Raw genomic sequence first — 17338 nt, forward strand, 5'->3', positions numbered from 1 at the left:
AAACCCCTATGGAATCATAGGGGTTTTCCAGCGTGTTAACGGGAGGAGGTTCCCATACCTTGTTTTGCTTTGTGGGTACGTTTCGTTTCAGTGGTCATGGTTGAACCTTTGGTTTTCATCTCTTCACCAGTGACCAGGCCGCCCATCCGTTTGATCAGGGCGTCATACTGACGAGTATCTTCTGCTCGGGCCGTTGGACCGCTCGTGGTGCGGCTGGCAACACGGGTGATCTCGTCAATGTCTTGGGGGTTGTCTGTTACATACACTTTGTAATAACGCGGGCAAACGGACGTGGCGTTCATACGGGCTTGATTTTTGGCGGTATTCGCGTCAGTACCAGTGGTGTTCAAACCGACAAATACTTCTTTGTCGGTTACCAGTACAGTGGAGCGATCGACGCCAGGGCAACTGACGGTTACGTTGCCGACAGCTTTTGCCAGGGCATCACGGTCCACATAAACCTGATTGCCAGTTCCACCTGCAGCTGCTGTGTGCGCGCCGCGGTGTACCTGGACAAATCCAGCATGTGGGATGGTACTGGTAGCCATTGTACCGGCACCCGTATGGGAGCGATAAATGGAGGTTCCGTGATAACCATCGCGGTTCAGCGGACGAGTGCCACCGTCGGTAAAGGCATTATAGCTATGCCGCAGCCCGTAGTTGTGGGTCATCCCTGTCCCGGTGCCATAGATACCGTGAGTCCCTACATTGCCCGCAGTTCCATAGGTGCCAGCTCCATAGGTGCCAGTAGTACCGGAGATGCCAGTCGTACCATAGGTGCCAGTCGTTCCGTAGGTGCCGGTAGTACCATAGGTTCCTGTCGTTCCAAAGGTGCCAGTTCCATAGGTACCGGTTCCATAGGTACCTGTCGTACCAAATGTGCGAGGAACCCCATTGGCCCTACCCCCGTAAGTGTAAGGAACAGCATTGATTCCCATGCCATCGATTTGAGTACCGGCGGTGTTTGTGTACGCGTAGTTACCCGTGCTGGAAGAGGTGTACGGGTAGTTGCGCGACGTATAGCCAGGTGCTCCCGGAGCGTTGTTGTAAATGCTGGCTTTGCCAGGGTTGAAAAGGCGTGGAGCAGCTTGGTTCACCGTGGTGCCTTTCGTGCGAGCAGTGTTGTCTGGAGCCGGAGCAGCATTGTACCCACATGCGGAAGTCAACAGAGCAATACCTGCAACTGCTTGAAGCAACCAAGTTTTTTTATTCAATGGTTCCACCCCCTACAGCTAGGGTGTCCCCGGAGGACGTGTCGTTTTCGTGGGAATTTTATCTCTCTCTGCTAAAAATGTGGTAAGATGTTCGTATGATGCAACAGTAAGGAGGAAGCGGCCTTGATTCGCACCCAAGCAGGCACTTATGAAGTCATGGAAGACAACCGCGACGGTTGGAATTCCGAAGCGTTTAAAGAACGCTACAGCGACATTCTCGACAAGTACGACTACATTGTGGGCGATTGGGGTTACGGCCAGCTCCGCTTACGTGGATTTTACGAAAGCACGAATCGAAAAGTGCCATTTGAGCAGCGAATCGCCGCATTGGACGAGTACCTGCATGAGTTTTGCAACTTCGGTTGTCCTTATTTTGTACTGCGCAAGGTAAAAGCAAACCCGTATCACCAAGACCCCTATGCGGCTGATGGTGAAGAGCGATTCGGGGATGCAGAAGCAGACGGGATAGGCGAGGAGATATTTGTAGAGCGCAAAGAGCGCAAGCGCGTTCACCCGAGACAAAATCGCGCAGATCGAAACGAGCGGAACCAGGCATCAGGGGAACGCAAACAGCGTGGAGACAAACCGAAATATCAACCAGACAAAAACGGTCGAGACGGAGGCAAGGATCGCCGCCAGAATCAACCAAGGCCTGGTCGAGAAAGGGACAAGTCTCCCAGCGGTCAAGCACAACCAAAACGGCCATGAGTGGGCGTTTTTCACAGAGAAAAAGACAATAAAGAAAAGGCACGGCCATTGGCTGGGGATTGACCCACGCGTTCATGGCAAGTGCCTTTTTTATTTGCATGTGCAGCCAACATTTCCACAAAAAGTGGCAAAATACGGTGCTTACACTGCGTGGGATTCGTCTGCTTGACTTGCAACCGGTGCGTAGCTGTCGTAGTAGGAAAAAGTATACGGATAGGGCTGGTAGTAGTAGGAATACGGGTAAGGAAGGTAGACGGGATAATAGGGCTGCTGATAGCCGTAATAAAATGGGGAGGTAACCGGAAATACAAAGTCAACTTCAAAATCTCTGTGCCCCCAAAAAACCGGGTAGGCCTGTTCCTCAAAATGATTTTGATAGTGGGACGGATATCCTGTCGACGCATCACTTGACTGCTGATGGTAAGGTTGCATCGTTCGTCTGACACTCCTCTCAAGAATTTCTATCTCTTTTCCAGTAGCAGTATACGGGGCAAATGCCCGAACGGAGCGTTGTCCCAAAGAAATGGGCACAGATAGCCCTGGTTCCCGGGGAGGACTGAAGTGCTGCGATACAGATATTCGTGAAAAAGGGCAATCATGGGTTGGGTACAGATTAGCCGGAACAGGGAATTGAAAAAGCTGCTCGGGGAGAAGAAGAACGCTTTACTTTCATATAAAAAGTATATATACTTACTTTAAGTTATTTAAAATTGAAAGATAAGCAACTCGGGGCAATCAGGAAGTGTCTGCGCTTCATACATAGAGGTCTGCGAGTGCGTGGGAGGAGAAGGGTTCGTGAAGGATTTTGTTTCCGTCGTAAAAGAGAGACGCTCGGCCAATAAGTTTGTCCAAGGGATCGAAATTTCAAAGGAAGAACTGGATGACATTTTTTCACTGGCGAAATACGCGCCGTCGGCGTTTAATCTGCAGCATGCCCATTATCTCGTGGTGACCGACGAGGATGTAAAGGAACAGGTATACGAAGCAGCTTACCGCCAATACAAGGTAAAAACAGCCACAGCGGCGATAGTTGTCCTGGGAGATACCCGCGCGCATGAGCAGGCGGGAAAAATCTATGAAGGACTGCTTCATTTGGGCGTGTACAACCAGCAGGAGTACCAACAAACGGTGGAGGGAACTATCCAGTTTTACCAGTCGCGCGGGGAACAATTTGCACGGGAAGAAGCGATTCGAAACGCCAGCCTGTCTGCGATGCAGTTGATGCTGATTGCCAAAGAAAAAGGGTGGGACACATGTCCGATGATCGGTTTTGACCCGGAGCTGCTCCGAAGCTCTCTCGACATTCCCGATCGCTATGTTCCGGTTATGCTGATCACACTGGGTAAAGAAGATACTTCCAGTCAAAGGCCAAGAGGGTACCGGAAGCCGGTAGGGGAATTCGTCTCCTACAATGAAAGTCCCCAATAACCCAAACGATCGTAAAGCCAAACGATTGCAGTTTTTCACAAAAAAGCGGGATCGCGCCTGATTGTACTGTGGCCGATCCCGTTTTTTATCCGTCTTGGTTTACGTAGTGCTTGGCTTGCTCAGTCTGTCTGTAATCACCGCAATGGCTCCATCGCCAGTCACGTTGCAGGCGGTACCGAAGCTGTCCTGGGCAATGTACAGGGCGATCATCAGGGATGTCAGTGTGGTGCTGAAGCCCAGCATGGATTCCAGCAGACCGAGTGCTGCCATCACTGCTCCGCCGGGAACGCCTGGTGCTGCGACCATGGTGATGCCCAGCATGAGGATAAAGGGAAACATCGTTGCAAAGGAAGTAGACATGCCGTTCAGCATCATGACCGCCATCGAGCAGGCGACCAAGGTAATCGTACTGCCGGATAAATGAATCGTGGCACAAAGCGGGATGACAAAATCAGCGATTTTATCCGTCACCTTGTTCTGCTTGGTTTGTCTTAACGTCACAGGAATCGTGGCGGCAGAGGATTGTGTGCCGATGGCAGTAAAATACGCAGGCAGCATATTCTTCAACAAAACAAACGGATTTTTACGTCCCAATTGTCCGGCGACCAGGTATTGAATGACCAGATAGGCAAGATGCATGACGATAATAATGACAAACACCTTGGCAAACACGGCGAGGATCGTTTTCACCTGACCGCCAAAGGTAAGATTGGCAAATACCGATAAAATATGAAAAGGCAGCAGCGGAATGATGATGGACGAAATCATTTTTTCGACGATTTCGCGCAGATCCACCATGACTCGCTGGAGAGAATCGCCCTTGACGACGGAAGCGCCCAGTCCGAGGGTAAAAGCGAGCAATAGTGCAGTCATGACACCCATGACCGGGGGCATGTCCACCGTGAAGAAAGGCTGAATCAAAGCATCTTCCGGGTTGGCAAAGGACTTCGTTAGGCCTCCCACTTCAAGCAGCTGGGGAAACAATCCGGCGCTGACCATGTACGATATGGTTCCTGCGATAATGGTCGAACCGTAAGCGACGGCGGTCGTCAGGCCGAGCAGCTTCCCTGCCCCTTTGCCCAACTCGCCGATGCCTGGTGCGATAAAACCAATAATAATCAGCGGGATGGCGAAGCCAAGAAAATTGCCAAAGAGACCGCTATAGGTAGCAAAGGCTTGGATAACAGGCTCAGGTGAGACGGAACCAATCAAGATTCCAAGTATAATGGCAATCAATACTTTGGGCAAAAGCCCTAATTTTTTCATGATAAACCTCCCGAAAAAAATGTTCACTTGGAATGCACAAGTATCTATGAGGAATGGATAATGCCAAGGTAACACATCAACTTGATGAAGTCAGTATTTCCATAAAAAATAGTAATATTAAAAATATTTGTTACAATTAAAAAGAACATGCCCGTGAGCATGTTCTTTGCGTGTTGTTTCTTTGATTTTTCCGTAGTACCGCAGGCTTTTTTGTTTCAGGTTCCCTTACATTAGTGATTCCAAAAAGGTTCGAAGCTCTTCCGCTTCCGTCTCATTCAGGTTAAAGGCAAATTCGAGATAGCCTTCTTCTTCCAGATCATCAGAACCAATAATCGCGGAGCGCCCGTTCTGGATGTTCACTACCAGCTTTTTTCCATAGAAACGATTGGTCGTAATAATCGCCAAATCGAAGCGGGTAGCCTCAGCCATAAAGCTGACAAAGCGGGTGCGCGTTTCTTCGGTCTCGTCATACAGATAAAAAATATCATTGGACATGTTTCTGCCTCACTTCCCGATCAGATACTGTTTTTGACTTAGATTATGCAGGGCACGCACAAAACGGATGGTTTTGGTCTTGGCCCGCATGACGATGGAGTCGGTCTCCACCATGTCGTCTCCGAGGTACCGGACACCTTTTAGAAGCTCTCCGTCTGACACGCCGGTTGCCGCAAAGATCGCGTCGTCTCCTTTTACCAAGTCGTCCAGGGAGAGGATTTGTTCGGGATTTTGCAGCCCCATGCGGATGCAGCGCTGGCGTTCGGCATCATTTTGCGGTTTCAGCTGAGCTTGCATGTCGCCATCCAGGCATTTGATCGCGGCCGCGCTAATAACACCTTCTGGCGCCCCGCCGATGCCAAGGAACAGGTCAATTCCGGTTTGCGGCATGCAGGCAGCGATGGCTGCACCGACATCTCCGTCTCCAAACAGCTTGACTCGAGCACCTTTTTCTCTGACGGCGTCGATGATATGCTGATGCCGCTCTCTTTCCTGGATGATTACCGTGACATCCTGTATCCGCTTGTTATTGGCCTGCGCGACAACTTCGATCATTTTTTCAACGGGATCGTGCAGCTTGATTTTGCCAGCCGCTTTTTTCCCTACAGCCATTTTCAACATATACATGTCCGGCGCATGCAGCAGGGTTCCCCGATCACCGATGGCCACTACGGACATGGCGTTGTTATGACCCTTGGCAACGATAGTGGTTCCTTCCAGCGGATCAACCGCTACATCTACTTCCGGTCCATCTGACCCGGTGCTTCCCAGTTTTTCGCCAATATACAACATCGGGGCCTCGTCCAGCTCGCCTTCGCCAATCACCACTGTCCCACGGATGTTAATGGTGTCAAACATAACGCGCATGGCGCCTGTCGCTGCTCCGTCCGCCTCATTCTTTTTGCCGCGCCCCAACCAGTGGGAAGAAGCCAATGCGGCTATCTCTGTTACACGCACTACTTCCAGTGCCAGTTCGCGTTCCACTTGTTTTCCTCCTTGTAGGGAAAAAACTCAACCATCATTGTAACATAAAAGACAAGAGGATTCGTGACAGCTCGTACAATTTTGGTATACTGATGGATGAAAAGAGGTGAGTAGCATGAACAATTCCTATTTACAGGAAGGGGAATTGGTTCTAGTTGTATTGATTCTCACTTTTGCGATCACCATCTGGTACGCAAAACGAAAAAAACGGAAGCAGTAATCTTTGAGAAATGAGCCTCTTGCCCTGCGCGTGAACCTGTTTGCCCATACCGGTAATGCCGGCGGTCGGGAGAGAGGCAGTATGTATGAGGGGGATACCATGTACGACGTAAATACAAAGCGCATCGACGAAGTATTGAAACAGATGTCCCGAATGCTTGCTCTCTTGGAGAATCTGACATCGCGGCAAGCGGCTGATCTGGCGGCAGATGAAGTGGCACTGGCAGCGATGGAGAGGGCTCTTCATCTGTCGATTGAAGCCATCATCGATACCGGCAATGCACTTATCGACGGCTTTATCATGCGGGACCCGGGAAGCTATGCCGACATCGTGGAAATCCTGCGAGATGAACAGGTCATTACAGATGAACAGGCGAAAGAGCTGACAGGCGTGGTTGAATTCCGCAAATTTTTGGTGAATGACTACACAAATGTGCCGCGTGAAGCGATGATCGAGCTCGCCGGAAAAGGACTGCCTGTCTTGCGTCAGTTCGAGCCGGCAGTTCGGACGTATCTGAAAAAAGAGCTGTTTTAAAAGGCTTCTGTGGATTTTATATACAAAACGATTTCTTTTGTTTACTAAAGGAACCGGGTTCGGTACAATGGAGGAAAGGCGGTGATATGAATGAGTAATGAAAACACTTCTACCCGCGACCAGATCCTGAACATGCTGAAGGTTAAGGGATCACTCTCTGTCAGTGATATGGCGGTTGATTTGGGAATTACCGAGATGGCGGTACGACGCCATTTAAATACCCTGGAGCGCGACAATCTCATCAAGTCGACACTCGTGCGGCAAGCCATGGGACGGCCTACCAACGTGTACTCTCTGTCTCAAGAGGCTGATGAACTGTTTCCTCGCAATTACTCTCATCTTACGTTGGACTTCTTGCGCGATTTGCAGGATATAGATGGAAATGGAAAAGTGGAAATGCTGTTTCGTCGCAGGGAAAACCGGCTGGAGCAGTCGTATCGTCCACAGGTTCAAGGCAACCTGGAAGAACGGGTAGCGAAGCTGGCTGAGCTGCAAAACGAAAAAGGCTACATGGTAGAATGGGAAAAGCTGGAGGAAGAAGGGCGATACTGCATCAAGGAGTTTAACTGCCCGATTTCACAGGTGGCCCGTGAATTCAACCAAGCCTGCACATGTGAGCTTTCTCTGTTCCGTCGCGTACTGAATGCCGAGGTGGAACAGACCTCATGCATGGCCAAGGGCGGAGAAAAATGCGTGTTTGATATACGTGAGGTGCGCCAGGCGTAATTCACCTGACAAATGACAACCATCCACTCGGTTTCGAGTGGATTTTCTTTCATGGAGGACGAAAACGTGAAGAACTATCGAGGGTATTTGCTTGATTTGGACGGAACCATTTACCGCGGACGGGAAGTGATTCCCGGGGCTGCTGCATTCCTCGCGCATTTGCGCGAAACAGGCGTGCCGTATTTGTTTTTAACCAACAACTCATCTGCCCCGCCCGAGCAGGTGGCAGCCCGCCTGCAAACAATGGGCATCCCGGCTGAAGCAGAAGAGGTGTACACCTCAGCAATGGCTACTGCACAGTATCTGGCCCAGGTTGCTCCAGCCGGTACGCCTGTCTATGTCATCGGTGAGGAGGGGGTGAGAGCTGAGCTTACCAAACAGGGCTTCGTCCTCACAGAAAAGGCGGCTCGCTACGTGATCGTCGGGATCGACCGAACATTCGATTATGAAAAGCTGACCATCGCTGCGCGTGCTCTCCGGGAAGGGGCCACCTTGATCGCAACCAACCGCGATGCAGCCCTGCCATCCGAGCATGGCCTGACGCCTGGGAACGGTTCGCTGGTCGCAGCGGTCTCTGTTGCTTCAGGCAAGGAGCCGATCGTCATCGGAAAACCGGAAACAATCATCATGCGCCTCGCCCTGGACAGATTGGGCACCGCGGTTGCGGAGACCTTGATCGTCGGAGACAATCTGTACACCGACATCGATGCAGGTGCAAAGAGCGGCATCGACAGCCTGCTCGTTCTGACCGGTTTTTCCAGCAAAGAGGATGCGGCGGTGCATCCCCAGCCGCCGACGCACATCGCTCGTGATCTGACGGAGTGGCTGCGTGTGACCACTTCCTAGCATCTTCTTCGTCAATTCTTCATCAAAGAAGCATAGATCAGCAGGATTCTTCCTCCTGTTTCTGGCGGTGTGCGATCCGGCTGGAAGCGGCAGCGGCTATGGCGCCTGCCAGGTCATCGAGAAAGGTATGGACGCCAAACCGCTTGTCGTTTAGCTGCTTCAGCTTGCCGTGTTTGATTTTGTCTACATACCCGTAGTTGGTAAAGCCGATACTTCCGTATAAATTCACGATGGCCAGCGCCATCACCTCATCGATCCCATACAGAGACTCATCCTTTTCAATGATCTCCTGCAACGGGGAGAACAGCTGCTTTTTTTCCGCCAGCATATCCAATTGAATGCCCGTCATCAGCGCGTTTTGCACTTCCCGCTTCCGCAGGACAGCCTGTACGCTTTCCCGGCAATCGTCCAGGGTGAGATAGGGAAAGTAATCCTTTTGCAGGAAGAGCACGATTTCTGCAATATCGTCGATTTGCACGCCGCGTTGCTGCAGCAGCTCCAGCGTGACTTCGTAGCAGGTCATGCTGTTGAGCGAACTGTAATCTTTCATTCACATAGACCCCTTTCTCTGCACGCTCTCTGATCGAGGGTAGTATCTGCAAGGACATAGGCACCTATCCCGGTGTTTTGACATACCCTGCTTCATGAGAAGGTGTGTTGGGAGGGTTGTATCGATGGAATATCGGCAATTATTGCAGGAGCAATATGGCTTTTCGCTGATCAATGCAAACAAAAAAGGGCCGGGGACGGCACTGAAGACGGACCAGGGATTGTTTTATCTCTTCGAGGCACCCGCGATTTATAAATACAAAAGCAAATTTGTGGAGCGGGTGCGAAAAGAACTGAGCGGGCGGGGGGAACCGACGCTGCTCGGTGTGATGAAGACGGTCAAAGGGCAGCCGCATACGGTTCACGATGATCAGATTCTGTATCTGTACCGGGGCGTCAGGGAAGCGACTCCGGATCATCCCTATTACGCCTGCGGTCAGGTGTTGGCGCGCTTCCATCAAGGAACGGGGAGCTTCAAGGGAGATAAATTATTTTTGCCTTACAGCTCGCTGGGCAGTTGGCCGGCCATGTGGAGAAAAAAGTTGCGGGAATACGAAGGATATCGGGATGATCTGGACGAAAGGGATGTGGAGATTATCCCCTTTGATGAATACTTGTTGACCAGCTATACCTATGTCCATCAACTCGGGGAGACAGCGGTGCAATACCTGTATCATGCCGATTATGAAAGAGTCATCAAAGAGACGGCTGGTTGCGGAAAAGTCGCCTATCAAAATTTTGAGCAGGACTATATCGTTTGGGATGAGGAAAGAGGTCCTTTTCTGACAGGGGAATGGAACTGGGTACTGGATATGCGTGCGCGTGATATCGGGCAGTGGATTAAAACAGAGGTACGGCGTCACGGATGGCAGGAAGAGAAGATAGCCAGCTTTCTGGACGGCTACAACAGTGTCACACCGCTGTTGGAAAACGAATATGCCATCATTTACGGTCTGATGCTGTATCCGGGCAGATTTCTGAAGCTGGTCGAGGCCTATCGAGAGCTGCCTCTTGAAGAAAAACAAAAGGTAGACGACAGCGGCTGGAAACAGCAAATGGACGAAGAGCTGATGAAAATGGAAGAGGCCCTGCTGTTGTATCCGCGGATGATTCACCGGCGCTACAGTGTGCCCATCCCGCAAATTGATTGGTTGTGGAGGTCTGATGATGACGACGAAACCACTCGTGTACGCGACGAGGCAGTTAGCCAGCGAACTGATTGAATACCGAAAAGAAACCGCAACCGTAGAGGTGTGGGAGGAAGACTGCGCCTGCCCGCCAGAGGTATTGTTGGAGGAGCAGGCGGACGGACTTCTCATGATGATGGCGGATCGGGTGGATGAAGAATTGCCGAGCCGTGCACGCCATCAGAAGGTCGTGGCCAGTATGGCAGCCAGGTACGAGAATATCGACACGGCTGCCGCCAGGAAACGCGGTGTTCTGGTGACCAATACTCCAGATGTGCAAATGGAGGCCACGGCCGATCCCGCTTTTGCGCTTTTGTTGGCGGCGGCAAGACGGATTTCTGAAGCGAACCGCTATGTAATGGTAGGTGGATGGACGGGATGGAAGCCTGTGCTGATGGCTGGGCAAACCCGTCTGGGTATGGGCAAACTGGCGGCAGCCAATATCCGCTCCGCGCTGGAAGGGAAGGGGCTTGTTACGCCGGTATGAAGCTAGTGAGCATTCTGATCGTGATGGTTGTGATTCTCCTTGCTGCCGCTTCGTTTGTCGCGCTGCGTGTGACGTGGAAGCTGACGCATCCGCGCCAGAAGCAGATTGATAGCCGTCCGGAGGATTTTTCCATTCACCACTACGAGAAGATCTCTTTTCCCAGTCGGGAAAGCGGGATAACGATCCGGGGCTGGTATCTTTCTGCGAAAGCAAACGGCTTTCCAGACCGCAAGCGAACGCTGATTTTCTCCCACGGCTACGGCCAAAACCGTCTGGAGCCGCATCTTCCCGCCCTCTCGCTGGCAGCCAGGCTTGTTTCCTGCGGGTACAATATCCTGATGTTTGATTTTCGCAACAGCGGAGAGTCATCCCCTGCCTTGACCACGATCGGTCTGCGGGAACAGGATGATTTGCTGGGGGCGATTGATTACGTCGAAAAAAACAGGCCGAGCGAACGAATCGGGTTGATCGGCTTTTCCATGGGTGCCGCCACCTCTCTCTTGGTGGGAGGGCGCGATCAGCGGGTAGAGGCGATTGCGGCAGACTCACCCTTCTACTCTTTGCAGGAGTATCTGGAAGAGAATTTGCCACAGTGGACAGGCCTTCCCCGCTTTCCTTTCAACTGGTTGATTTTGACGCTCAGTCCGCTGATGCTCGGGGCCAATCCGCGGCATGTGCGCCCGTACGAAGCGGTCACGGGAGCCAATAAACCGATATTTTTTATCCATGGGACAGGCGATGCGACCGTGCCGAGTGCAAACAGTGAGTGGCTGTACCAGCTGGCCGCTCATGAGGAGTCGGAGCTGTGGCTGGTTCCTGGCGCTGGACATGTGCGCAGCTACCCGCTTGTTCCGGAAGAGTACGCACGAAAAATGGCTGCATTTTTTGAGCGAATCGGGGAGTCCAGCAAGGCTGCACAAGATGGCGATTACGCAAAAAAGCCCTCGCCGGCGAGATGACCGGAAAGGGGCTTTTTGTATCGTCTTTAGAATACTTGCTGTACTTCTTTTACGCCTGGGATTTCTTCCAGAAGAGCGCGCTCAATCCCTGCTTTGAGGGTAATGGTCGAAGAAGGGCAGCTGCCGCAAGCGCCCATCAGGCGAAGCTTGACAATGCCTTCCTCTACGTCAACGAGCTGTACGTCACCGCCATCGCGCTGCAGATAGGGACGCAATTTATCCAAAACTTCTTCCACTTGATCGAACATGTTATCCATGGGGTACTCACTCCTTTCCATTCCTTCTTCTATTATAATCCCCGTGTCAACATAAATCCATGATCGAATCTCCCGGAGTGCAGTTTGCAGAAATTGGGCGGAAGATCGCAGAAGCGTGGACTTTTTGTCAAGCTTGCATGTTATAATAAGAGGGCAAATGATCAATTACGACGAGGGGTCTGGTGCCGTGAACGTATATGGAAATATCAAAGAACTGATCGGAAATACGCCAATTGTGGAGCTGACTCAATTTCCGCTTCCAGAGGGTGTTCGCTTGTTTGCGAAGCTGGAGTATTTTAATCCGGGCGGAAGTGTGAAGGACAGACTGGGCGTTGAGTTGATCCGTGCTGCAGAAGAGAGCGAGCAGCTCTTGCCGGGAGGAACCATTATTGAACCGACCGCAGGAAACACGGGAATCGGACTTGCCCTGGCGGCAGTCGGAACTGGGTATCGTGTGATTTTTTGTGTTCCGGAAAAGTTCTCGGAGGAAAAGCAAGAGCTGATGCGCGCCCTGGGCGCTGAGGTGGTCAACACACCGACAGAAAACGGAATCAAGGGAGCAATCGCCAAGGCACAAGAGCTGGCAGCCAGCATTCCCGGTTCTTTTGTCCCGCAGCAGTTTGCAAACCCGGCCAATCCAGACGCGCACTACAAGACCACGGGTCCAGAAATATGGGAACAAATGGATGGGAAAGTGGATGTGTTTGTGGCAGGAGCTGGTTCCGGCGGCACTTTTATGGGGGCAGCCCGCTATTTGAAGGAAAAAAATCCGCAGGTAAAAACGGTAATCGTAGAACCGGAGGGCTCCATTTTGAACGGGGGAGAGTCTGGTCCGCATAAGACAGAAGGCATTGGCATGGAATTTCTACCGCCGTTTATGGACACGGACTATTTTGATGCGATTCATACCATCCTGGATGCAGAGGCATTTGATCGGGTCAAGCAGCTTGCTGCCAAGGAAGGCATTCTCGTAGGAAGCTCGGCAGGAGCAGCACTGGAAGCCGCCCTCCGCGAGGCAGAGGTGGCACAGCCGGGAACCAATATCGTCACATTGTTTGCAGATGGCAGTGAACGCTATTTGAGTAAAAAAATCTATCAGGGGGGCATCTAAGCATGCGTATCAAAACGCGTCTGATCCACGGAGGAATCGAAGGCGATCCACATACAGGAGCCGTATCGGTTCCGATTTATCAAGTAAGCACCTACAAACAGGAAGCGATCGGCCAGCACAAAGGCTTTGAATACTCTCGTACCGGGAACCCGACCCGGCATGCGCTGGAAACCTATATTGCGGAGCTGGAGGGCGGTGCGCGCGGTCTGGCATTTGGTTCCGGCATGGCGGCGCTCTCCACAATTCTGTCGAAGTTTAACAAAGGCGATCACATCATCGTAGGAGATGACGTATACGGCGGCACTTACCGTGTGATTACCCGCGTGTTTTCGCGTCTGGGGCTGGAAGCCACCTATGCGGATACGGGCGACATGAGCGCGGTAGAAGCTGCGATTCGCCCGGAGACCAAAGCAATCATCCTGGAGACGCCGACCAATCCGCTGCTCAAAGTAAGCGATATTGCGGCGGTGTCCCAGATTGCCAAACAGCATAACCTGCTCTTGATCGTAGACAACACCTTTATGACCCCGTACTGGCAAAATCCGCTCGATCTGGGGGCCGACGTGGTGTACCACAGTGCGACAAAATATTTGGGCGGTCACAGCGACGTTGTAGCCGGGCTGGTCGTAACCAAGGATGCGGAGCTGGGCGAAGAGCTTCATTTCCTGCAAAATGCCATTGGCGGCATTCTCGGACCGCAGGATTCCTGGTTGCTTCTGCGCGGGATGAAAACACTTGGCATCCGCATGGAGGAGCATGAGCAAAATGCGCGTGCACTGGCTGAGTGGCTGAATAAACGCGACGATATCAAACGCGTGATTTACCCGGGCTTGGCCAGCCATCCGCAGCATGAGCTGGCGAAGCGCCAAGGACGCGGCTTTGGCGGCATGATCTCCTTTGATGTCGGCAGTGCCGAGCGTGCTGAAGAGGTACTCTCCCGCGTGAAATACTTTACGCTGGCGGAATCGCTGGGCGCAGTGGAAAGTCTGATCAGTGTGCCCGCACGGATGACGCACGCATCCATCCCGGCTGATCGCCGTGCTGCACTGGGGATCACCGATGGTCTGGTCCGCATCTCCGTTGGTATCGAAGATGTGGAAGACTTGATTGAAGATCTGGATCAAGCTCTCTCCAAATGATAAGATGAAAGAAAAAAGCAGGGGGCGGAGAGCGTGAGTGTGGAAATCAAGGTATACGGAACCGAGCAATTGTGTGCAAGCTGCGTCAATTTACCGTCAGCTAAGGAGACGGCGGAATGGCTGCTTGCAGCGGTCGGCCGCAAATATGGGAACGACAGCATCCGCATTATCTATAGCGATTTTCAACAACCAGAGACAGAGGAAGACAAAAGCTGGGCACAGCGCATTCTCGAAGAAGATTTGTGGTATCCGCTTGTCGTAATTTCCGGGGAAATTGTCGGTGAAGGAAATCCGAAGCTGAAGGACATTTACGAGAAGCTGGAAAGCATGGGTGTACAGCCTGTGGCTGCCTCTGCAGAAAAGGAATCGTAAGGCAAGGATATATAGGTAATATCAGGTGAACGGTCAGACAGATAATATGTCTGGCCGTTTTATCGTGCTCGAAGGGGAGAGGTTCATTGATTTTCGGGATGGTCAGGTGAAAATATCCCAGGGCGAGATGTTTGTTGTCCCAAGAGGTGTTGAACATCAACCATTCGCCAACAAAGAGTACCATATCATGCTCGTAGAGCCTAGAGGCGTAGTAAACACTGGCGAGGCTGAGTCAAACTTAACAGCACCCAATGATGTTTGGATCTAGTGCTTTTGGCTTCGTTGGCTTACTACTTAATACTACAGCGGCGATCTGAGACTTTATTAAATGTCTGAGATTGCCGCTGTTTTAATGAATCGGGATCAGTCTAACACTTATTTTTTGTGGCTGGAGATTTTTGGAGCCGACAGAAAAGCGAGTGCGCTGCAACTTTGTTTTACATTTATTGGTAAAGTGACAAAGAAACAAAATTTCCATGTAAACGCAATAAAGTATAAAGTTTTGAAAATGAAACCAAAGAAGGGGTTTGTGCGTCATTATCTACATAACCAGAAAAAGGGTGGTTAGGAATGAATAGGAATATATCTCTTCTTCTATTTACGGCGTGCAGTTTTATTGTGACAAGTATTCTAGGTGTTACTTTCACTCCGACATCGGTTTCGGCAAAGTCCGCCACTAGTAATCGGGTAACGTATAAGATGCCGGAGCATTTCGAGAAATACCTGTTCTTGAATACCGATATGGTAACGATTGCGAATCCGCAGGTGACGCAGGGTGAAGCGTACTCGCAGGAAGACTATCTCATTGACGTGGACACGGGAGGCTCCTATACGACGAAGACCCGTTTCGATGATAATACGAAGTTTCTCACTTCCAAGAAAGGCTTTCTGTTCAATATTTTTAACTGGATAGGCACACTGGGGCCGATCTATCCACCTGATGTGAATCTCCATGAGTTGGAGCGGAGAATTGAAAAGGCGGACATCTATTCAGAAGAGAGAAGAGAACTGACCAAGCAGCTTGGAGAGATCAAATTATCGGCACGGCTGCAGGCACTCATTGAGGCTGGATATGTGAAACCGGAGGAGATTGACGATGGGAGGGCCACCAAGGAATTTGTCGCAACCATCCTGTATCGAATCCTGGGGGAAACCCGTCCCTATCACGGCGGCATCGATCTGAAGGATTCCGAGGATATTGCTGTTCGCTGGGCAGTAGAAGTAGGGCTTCCTGGTTTTCCTGTAGACAGCAAAGGCTTTCTCTATCCGCAGACCCGACTGCGTATGGAGGCGGGTCCAGATGATTGGTTGGAGGAGTATGCGTATCAACGCTTGTTTGATTTTCTCACGCTCATCCTGCCGGGAAGAAAAACAGCAACAGGCTGGGAGTACTATCAGCTATCGCTCAAGCCAGGTATGGTACCAGTACGGTATACGGATTTGATTGAAATCAATGGGCAGCCTTTTGAACAAAATCGCGTTTACGCGGTAATGGATACGGTTGACTATAAGAATTTCGTACGGAAAGTGAACCAGTATGCAACTCCACGCTTTCAGCAAATTCTTGATCTGGCGAGGCAGGATGCTTTGAAACCTCGTGCTTGGGATTGGAGCCGTGATTTGATCCATCATCCAAAGTTTGCCAAGGAAGTAGCGGCCTATCGGAAAAATAAAAGCGCGAAGAACCTGCAGGCCGTGTATCAAGCGGTAGGCAAGCACTACAACCTGAATCGCCGACAGGACTCGGCAGCCGTGATCAAAAGCGTGCTGGATAACGTAAAGTAGGAGCGAAGGCGTTCCCGTTCTATCCCTAGCACCTCCCTCATATACTTCGACCGATATGGACGAAAGGGGAGATGGGGCATGGAGGAAATGGCGGCCCGGTATTATCAGTTAAAGGAGGAGCAGAAACGAATCGAGGAGGAGCTGCAATCCATCCGGCAGGAGCTTCTCGACCACTATACGGAGCCAGGCTCCGTCAGTCTGGGTGAATACAAGCTGGTCGTGGGTGTTCAGGAGCGGCGCGAGTATTTTGATGACAGGCTGTACAACGCACTTCCTGACACCTCCCTGTGGAGGCTGGTGTCGAAAGCGGATGTAGGGAAAATATCGAGTCTTTTGAAGCTCAACGTCATCCACGAAGGGATCCTGGAGGGGACCTACGAGATAAAGCGGGTACCGGTGCTTAAAGTGCAAAAAAGCTGACGGGCAAGGGCAACATCAACGGACGAACCAGCTGCACCGGGAACGATACTCCTCTGCAGAGAGACTCCTCTTTTTGTCGAACCGGGTGAGACTGGTGAGGTCGGGGCGATCGCGAAAGGTCAGCGACACGAGATCATAGGGAGGCTGGCCGTATACCTGTCCATAGGTGACAACCTCGATCACCAGTTCAAAGGAGGAGACCCGGGGATCGCCAAGCCGCGTGATCTGGGTAATTTTTTCACAGCCAAACGGTTTTTGCAGCGTGCTGCCGATCGTCTCCAGATAGCGATTGATCAGTGCTTCCTCAAGCAGCCGCTCCCGTTCGGTTTCGGCTACGGCAGTCTGTAGGGGCAGCATGGCAGACGAGGTAAGGATTATAGCGGAGAATAGCAGGGAAAAAATAAGGTTCTTCACGGAATCACCTCTAGCGTGGAGGTACGAAATAGAAACATAGCGAAAAAGAAGCGAGGAATGAATGCTTTTGTTTCGGGTAGTATCAGTCAGCTTCGATGATTACATGCACATGTTGAATACCATTATTTGTGAGTTTATTTTAATATAGGAGAAGAAAAAATGAAAAGTTCAAAACTGTTGTTAATGTCGGTTAGGAGTTAAAAATAGATAACTATGGTTAAAACAAACAAATATTGG

General features: G+C 51.2%; 23 protein-coding genes and 1 pseudogene. 16 read left to right on the forward strand and 8 right to left on the reverse strand.

Features of this window, described 5'->3' with window-relative positions:
* Positions 1 to 35: 35 nt before the first annotated feature.
* Positions 36 to 1214, reverse strand: a complete 1179-nt coding sequence (locus NDK47_RS05770) for a YhcN/YlaJ family sporulation lipoprotein (protein ID WP_407653385.1) — start codon at positions 1212 to 1214, stop codon at positions 36 to 38.
* Between the two features lie 123 nt (positions 1215 to 1337).
* Here NDK47_RS05770 and NDK47_RS05775 point away from each other — a divergent pair, with 123 nt between their 5' ends.
* The gene (locus NDK47_RS05775; protein WP_251873912.1) at positions 1338 to 1922 is read left to right on the forward strand and encodes a YutD family protein; all 585 of its coding nucleotides are present in this window, start codon (positions 1338 to 1340) and stop codon (positions 1920 to 1922) included.
* 141 nt (positions 1923 to 2063) lie between these two features.
* Here NDK47_RS05775 and NDK47_RS05780 read toward each other — a convergent pair whose 3' ends face one another.
* The gene (locus NDK47_RS05780; protein ID WP_251873913.1) at positions 2064 to 2354 is read right to left on the reverse strand and encodes a hypothetical protein; all 291 of its coding nucleotides are present in this window, start codon (positions 2352 to 2354) and stop codon (positions 2064 to 2066) included.
* Positions 2355 to 2717: 363 nt separating this feature from the next.
* Here NDK47_RS05780 and NDK47_RS05785 point away from each other — a divergent pair, with 363 nt between their 5' ends.
* Positions 2718 to 3350, forward strand: coding sequence for a nitroreductase family protein (locus tag NDK47_RS05785; RefSeq protein ID WP_251873914.1), 633 nt, complete (start codon positions 2718 to 2720; stop codon positions 3348 to 3350).
* A 99-nt stretch (positions 3351 to 3449) separates the two neighbouring features.
* Here NDK47_RS05785 and NDK47_RS05790 read toward each other — a convergent pair whose 3' ends face one another.
* The 3 genes from NDK47_RS05790 to glpX form a co-directional block, all read right to left on the reverse strand.
* On the reverse strand, positions 3450 to 4616 hold the full coding sequence (locus tag NDK47_RS05790; protein ID WP_251873915.1) for a dicarboxylate/amino acid:cation symporter: 1167 nt from the start codon (positions 4614 to 4616) through the stop codon (positions 3450 to 3452).
* A 225-nt stretch (positions 4617 to 4841) separates the two neighbouring features.
* Positions 4842 to 5111, reverse strand: coding sequence for a DUF3055 domain-containing protein (locus NDK47_RS05795; protein WP_251873916.1), 270 nt, complete (start codon positions 5109 to 5111; stop codon positions 4842 to 4844).
* Between the two features lie 9 nt (positions 5112 to 5120).
* A complete protein-coding gene (gene glpX, locus NDK47_RS05800; protein WP_251873917.1) occupies positions 5121 to 6095 on the reverse strand; it encodes a class II fructose-bisphosphatase in 975 nt (324 codons plus the stop codon).
* Between the two features lie 115 nt (positions 6096 to 6210).
* Between glpX and NDK47_RS05805 the strand changes: the two genes are divergently transcribed.
* The 4 genes from NDK47_RS05805 to NDK47_RS05820 all read left to right on the forward strand — a co-directional run bounded on the left by NDK47_RS05805 (position 6211) and on the right by NDK47_RS05820 (position 8421).
* Entirely contained in the window at positions 6211 to 6315 is a 105-nt protein-coding gene (locus tag NDK47_RS05805; RefSeq protein ID WP_251873918.1) for an amino acid ABC transporter permease, read from the forward strand.
* Positions 6316 to 6318: 3 nt separating this feature from the next.
* Complete coding sequence (hepT, locus tag NDK47_RS05810; RefSeq protein ID WP_251873919.1) at positions 6319 to 6849, forward strand: type VII toxin-antitoxin system HepT family RNase toxin; 531 nt, start codon at positions 6319 to 6321, stop codon at positions 6847 to 6849.
* Between the two features lie 90 nt (positions 6850 to 6939).
* Complete coding sequence (locus tag NDK47_RS05815; RefSeq protein ID WP_251873920.1) at positions 6940 to 7575, forward strand: helix-turn-helix transcriptional regulator; 636 nt, start codon at positions 6940 to 6942, stop codon at positions 7573 to 7575.
* Positions 7576 to 7641: 66 nt separating this feature from the next.
* The gene (locus tag NDK47_RS05820) at positions 7642 to 8421 is read left to right on the forward strand and encodes a TIGR01457 family HAD-type hydrolase (RefSeq protein WP_251873921.1); all 780 of its coding nucleotides are present in this window, start codon (positions 7642 to 7644) and stop codon (positions 8419 to 8421) included.
* Positions 8422 to 8458: 37 nt separating this feature from the next.
* Here NDK47_RS05820 and NDK47_RS05825 read toward each other — a convergent pair whose 3' ends face one another.
* Positions 8459 to 8971 carry a phosphatidylglycerophosphatase A family protein gene (locus NDK47_RS05825; protein WP_251873922.1) on the reverse strand — a complete coding sequence of 171 codons (513 nt, stop codon included), beginning with the start codon at positions 8969 to 8971 and terminating at the stop codon, positions 8459 to 8461.
* Positions 8972 to 9095: 124 nt separating this feature from the next.
* Here NDK47_RS05825 and NDK47_RS05830 point away from each other — a divergent pair, with 124 nt between their 5' ends.
* From NDK47_RS05830 to NDK47_RS05840, 3 genes are read left to right on the forward strand one after another with little or no spacing between them, the layout of a single operon-like run.
* Positions 9096 to 10193: a hypothetical protein gene (locus tag NDK47_RS05830; protein ID WP_251873923.1), complete on the forward strand. Its 1098-nt coding sequence runs from the start codon at positions 9096 to 9098 to the stop codon at positions 10191 to 10193.
* Positions 10138 to 10644 (forward strand): Rossmann-fold NAD(P)-binding domain-containing protein, encoded by a 507-nt coding sequence (locus NDK47_RS05835; RefSeq protein WP_251873924.1) that lies wholly within the window; start codon positions 10138 to 10140, stop codon positions 10642 to 10644. Before NDK47_RS05830 ends, NDK47_RS05835 begins: the two co-directional genes overlap by 56 nt.
* Positions 10641 to 11603: an alpha/beta hydrolase gene (locus tag NDK47_RS05840; RefSeq protein ID WP_251873925.1), complete on the forward strand. Its 963-nt coding sequence runs from the start codon at positions 10641 to 10643 to the stop codon at positions 11601 to 11603. The genes NDK47_RS05835 and NDK47_RS05840 overlap by 4 nt, the downstream gene beginning before the upstream one ends.
* A 26-nt stretch (positions 11604 to 11629) precedes the next feature.
* Here the strand turns inward: NDK47_RS05840 and NDK47_RS05845 are convergent, their stop codons facing one another.
* Entirely contained in the window at positions 11630 to 11851 is a 222-nt protein-coding gene (locus NDK47_RS05845; RefSeq protein WP_251876009.1) for a NifU family protein, read from the reverse strand.
* 196 nt (positions 11852 to 12047) lie between these two features.
* On the opposite strand from NDK47_RS05845, the gene cysK reads away from it, so the two are divergent.
* From cysK to NDK47_RS05880, 7 genes and pseudogenes are all read left to right on the forward strand, one after another.
* Positions 12048 to 12971, forward strand: coding sequence for a cysteine synthase A (gene cysK, locus NDK47_RS05850; protein WP_251873926.1), 924 nt, complete (start codon positions 12048 to 12050; stop codon positions 12969 to 12971).
* Positions 12972 to 12973: 2 nt separating this feature from the next.
* Positions 12974 to 14110, forward strand: a complete 1137-nt coding sequence (locus NDK47_RS05855; RefSeq protein WP_251873927.1) for a bifunctional cystathionine gamma-lyase/homocysteine desulfhydrase — start codon at positions 12974 to 12976, stop codon at positions 14108 to 14110.
* A gap of 33 nt (positions 14111 to 14143) precedes the next feature.
* Positions 14144 to 14482: a YuzD family protein gene (locus NDK47_RS05860; RefSeq protein WP_251873928.1), complete on the forward strand. Its 339-nt coding sequence runs from the start codon at positions 14144 to 14146 to the stop codon at positions 14480 to 14482.
* 58 nt (positions 14483 to 14540) lie between these two features.
* A pseudogene (locus NDK47_RS05865) lies at positions 14541 to 14750 on the forward strand (cupin domain-containing protein); the annotation flags it as partial.
* Between the two features lie 60 nt (positions 14751 to 14810).
* On the forward strand, positions 14811 to 15050 hold the full coding sequence (locus NDK47_RS05870) for a hypothetical protein (RefSeq protein WP_251873930.1): 240 nt from the start codon (positions 14811 to 14813) through the stop codon (positions 15048 to 15050).
* Positions 15051 to 15052: 2 nt separating this feature from the next.
* The gene (locus tag NDK47_RS05875) at positions 15053 to 16267 is read left to right on the forward strand and encodes a hypothetical protein (protein ID WP_251873931.1); all 1215 of its coding nucleotides are present in this window, start codon (positions 15053 to 15055) and stop codon (positions 16265 to 16267) included.
* Between the two features lie 78 nt (positions 16268 to 16345).
* Positions 16346 to 16687: a hypothetical protein gene (locus NDK47_RS05880; protein WP_251873932.1), complete on the forward strand. Its 342-nt coding sequence runs from the start codon at positions 16346 to 16348 to the stop codon at positions 16685 to 16687.
* A gap of 15 nt (positions 16688 to 16702) precedes the next feature.
* Here the strand turns inward: NDK47_RS05880 and NDK47_RS05885 are convergent, their stop codons facing one another.
* The gene (locus NDK47_RS05885; RefSeq protein ID WP_251873933.1) at positions 16703 to 17101 is read right to left on the reverse strand and encodes a hypothetical protein; all 399 of its coding nucleotides are present in this window, start codon (positions 17099 to 17101) and stop codon (positions 16703 to 16705) included.
* Positions 17102 to 17338 lie beyond the last annotated feature (237 nt).

It is taken from the genome of Brevibacillus ruminantium (assembly GCF_023746555.1).
GTDB lineage: Bacteria > Bacillota > Bacilli > Brevibacillales > Brevibacillaceae > Brevibacillus > Brevibacillus ruminantium.

What these genes read in the sequence shown, in the direction of transcription:
- NDK47_RS05780 (WP_251873913.1), bottom strand. Translation starts at nt 2,354, where the DNA reads ATGCAACCTTACCATCAGCAGTCAAGTGATGCGTCGACAGGATATCCG.
- NDK47_RS05790 (WP_251873915.1), bottom strand. Translation starts at nt 4,616, where the DNA reads ATGAAAAAATTAGGGCTTTTGCCCAAAGTATTGATTGCCATTATACTT.
- NDK47_RS05795 (WP_251873916.1), bottom strand. Translation starts at nt 5,111, where the DNA reads ATGTCCAATGATATTTTTTATCTGTATGACGAGACCGAAGAAACGCGC.
- NDK47_RS05805 (WP_251873918.1), top strand. Translation starts at nt 6,211, where the DNA reads ATGAACAATTCCTATTTACAGGAAGGGGAATTGGTTCTAGTTGTATTG.
- NDK47_RS05815 (WP_251873920.1), top strand. Translation starts at nt 6,940, where the DNA reads ATGAGTAATGAAAACACTTCTACCCGCGACCAGATCCTGAACATGCTG.
- NDK47_RS05825 (WP_251873922.1), bottom strand. Translation starts at nt 8,971, where the DNA reads ATGAAAGATTACAGTTCGCTCAACAGCATGACCTGCTACGAAGTCACG.
- NDK47_RS05830 (WP_251873923.1), top strand. Translation starts at nt 9,096, where the DNA reads ATGGAATATCGGCAATTATTGCAGGAGCAATATGGCTTTTCGCTGATC.
- NDK47_RS05835 (WP_251873924.1), top strand. Translation starts at nt 10,138, where the DNA reads ATGACGACGAAACCACTCGTGTACGCGACGAGGCAGTTAGCCAGCGAA.
- NDK47_RS05840 (WP_251873925.1), top strand. Translation starts at nt 10,641, where the DNA reads ATGAAGCTAGTGAGCATTCTGATCGTGATGGTTGTGATTCTCCTTGCT.
- NDK47_RS05845 (WP_251876009.1), bottom strand. Translation starts at nt 11,851, where the DNA reads ATGTTCGATCAAGTGGAAGAAGTTTTGGATAAATTGCGTCCCTATCTG.
- NDK47_RS05855 (WP_251873927.1), top strand. Translation starts at nt 12,974, where the DNA reads ATGCGTATCAAAACGCGTCTGATCCACGGAGGAATCGAAGGCGATCCA.
- NDK47_RS05870 (WP_251873930.1), top strand. Translation starts at nt 14,811, where the DNA reads ATGTCTGAGATTGCCGCTGTTTTAATGAATCGGGATCAGTCTAACACT.
- NDK47_RS05875 (WP_251873931.1), top strand. Translation starts at nt 15,053, where the DNA reads ATGAATAGGAATATATCTCTTCTTCTATTTACGGCGTGCAGTTTTATT.
- NDK47_RS05880 (WP_251873932.1), top strand. Translation starts at nt 16,346, where the DNA reads ATGGAGGAAATGGCGGCCCGGTATTATCAGTTAAAGGAGGAGCAGAAA.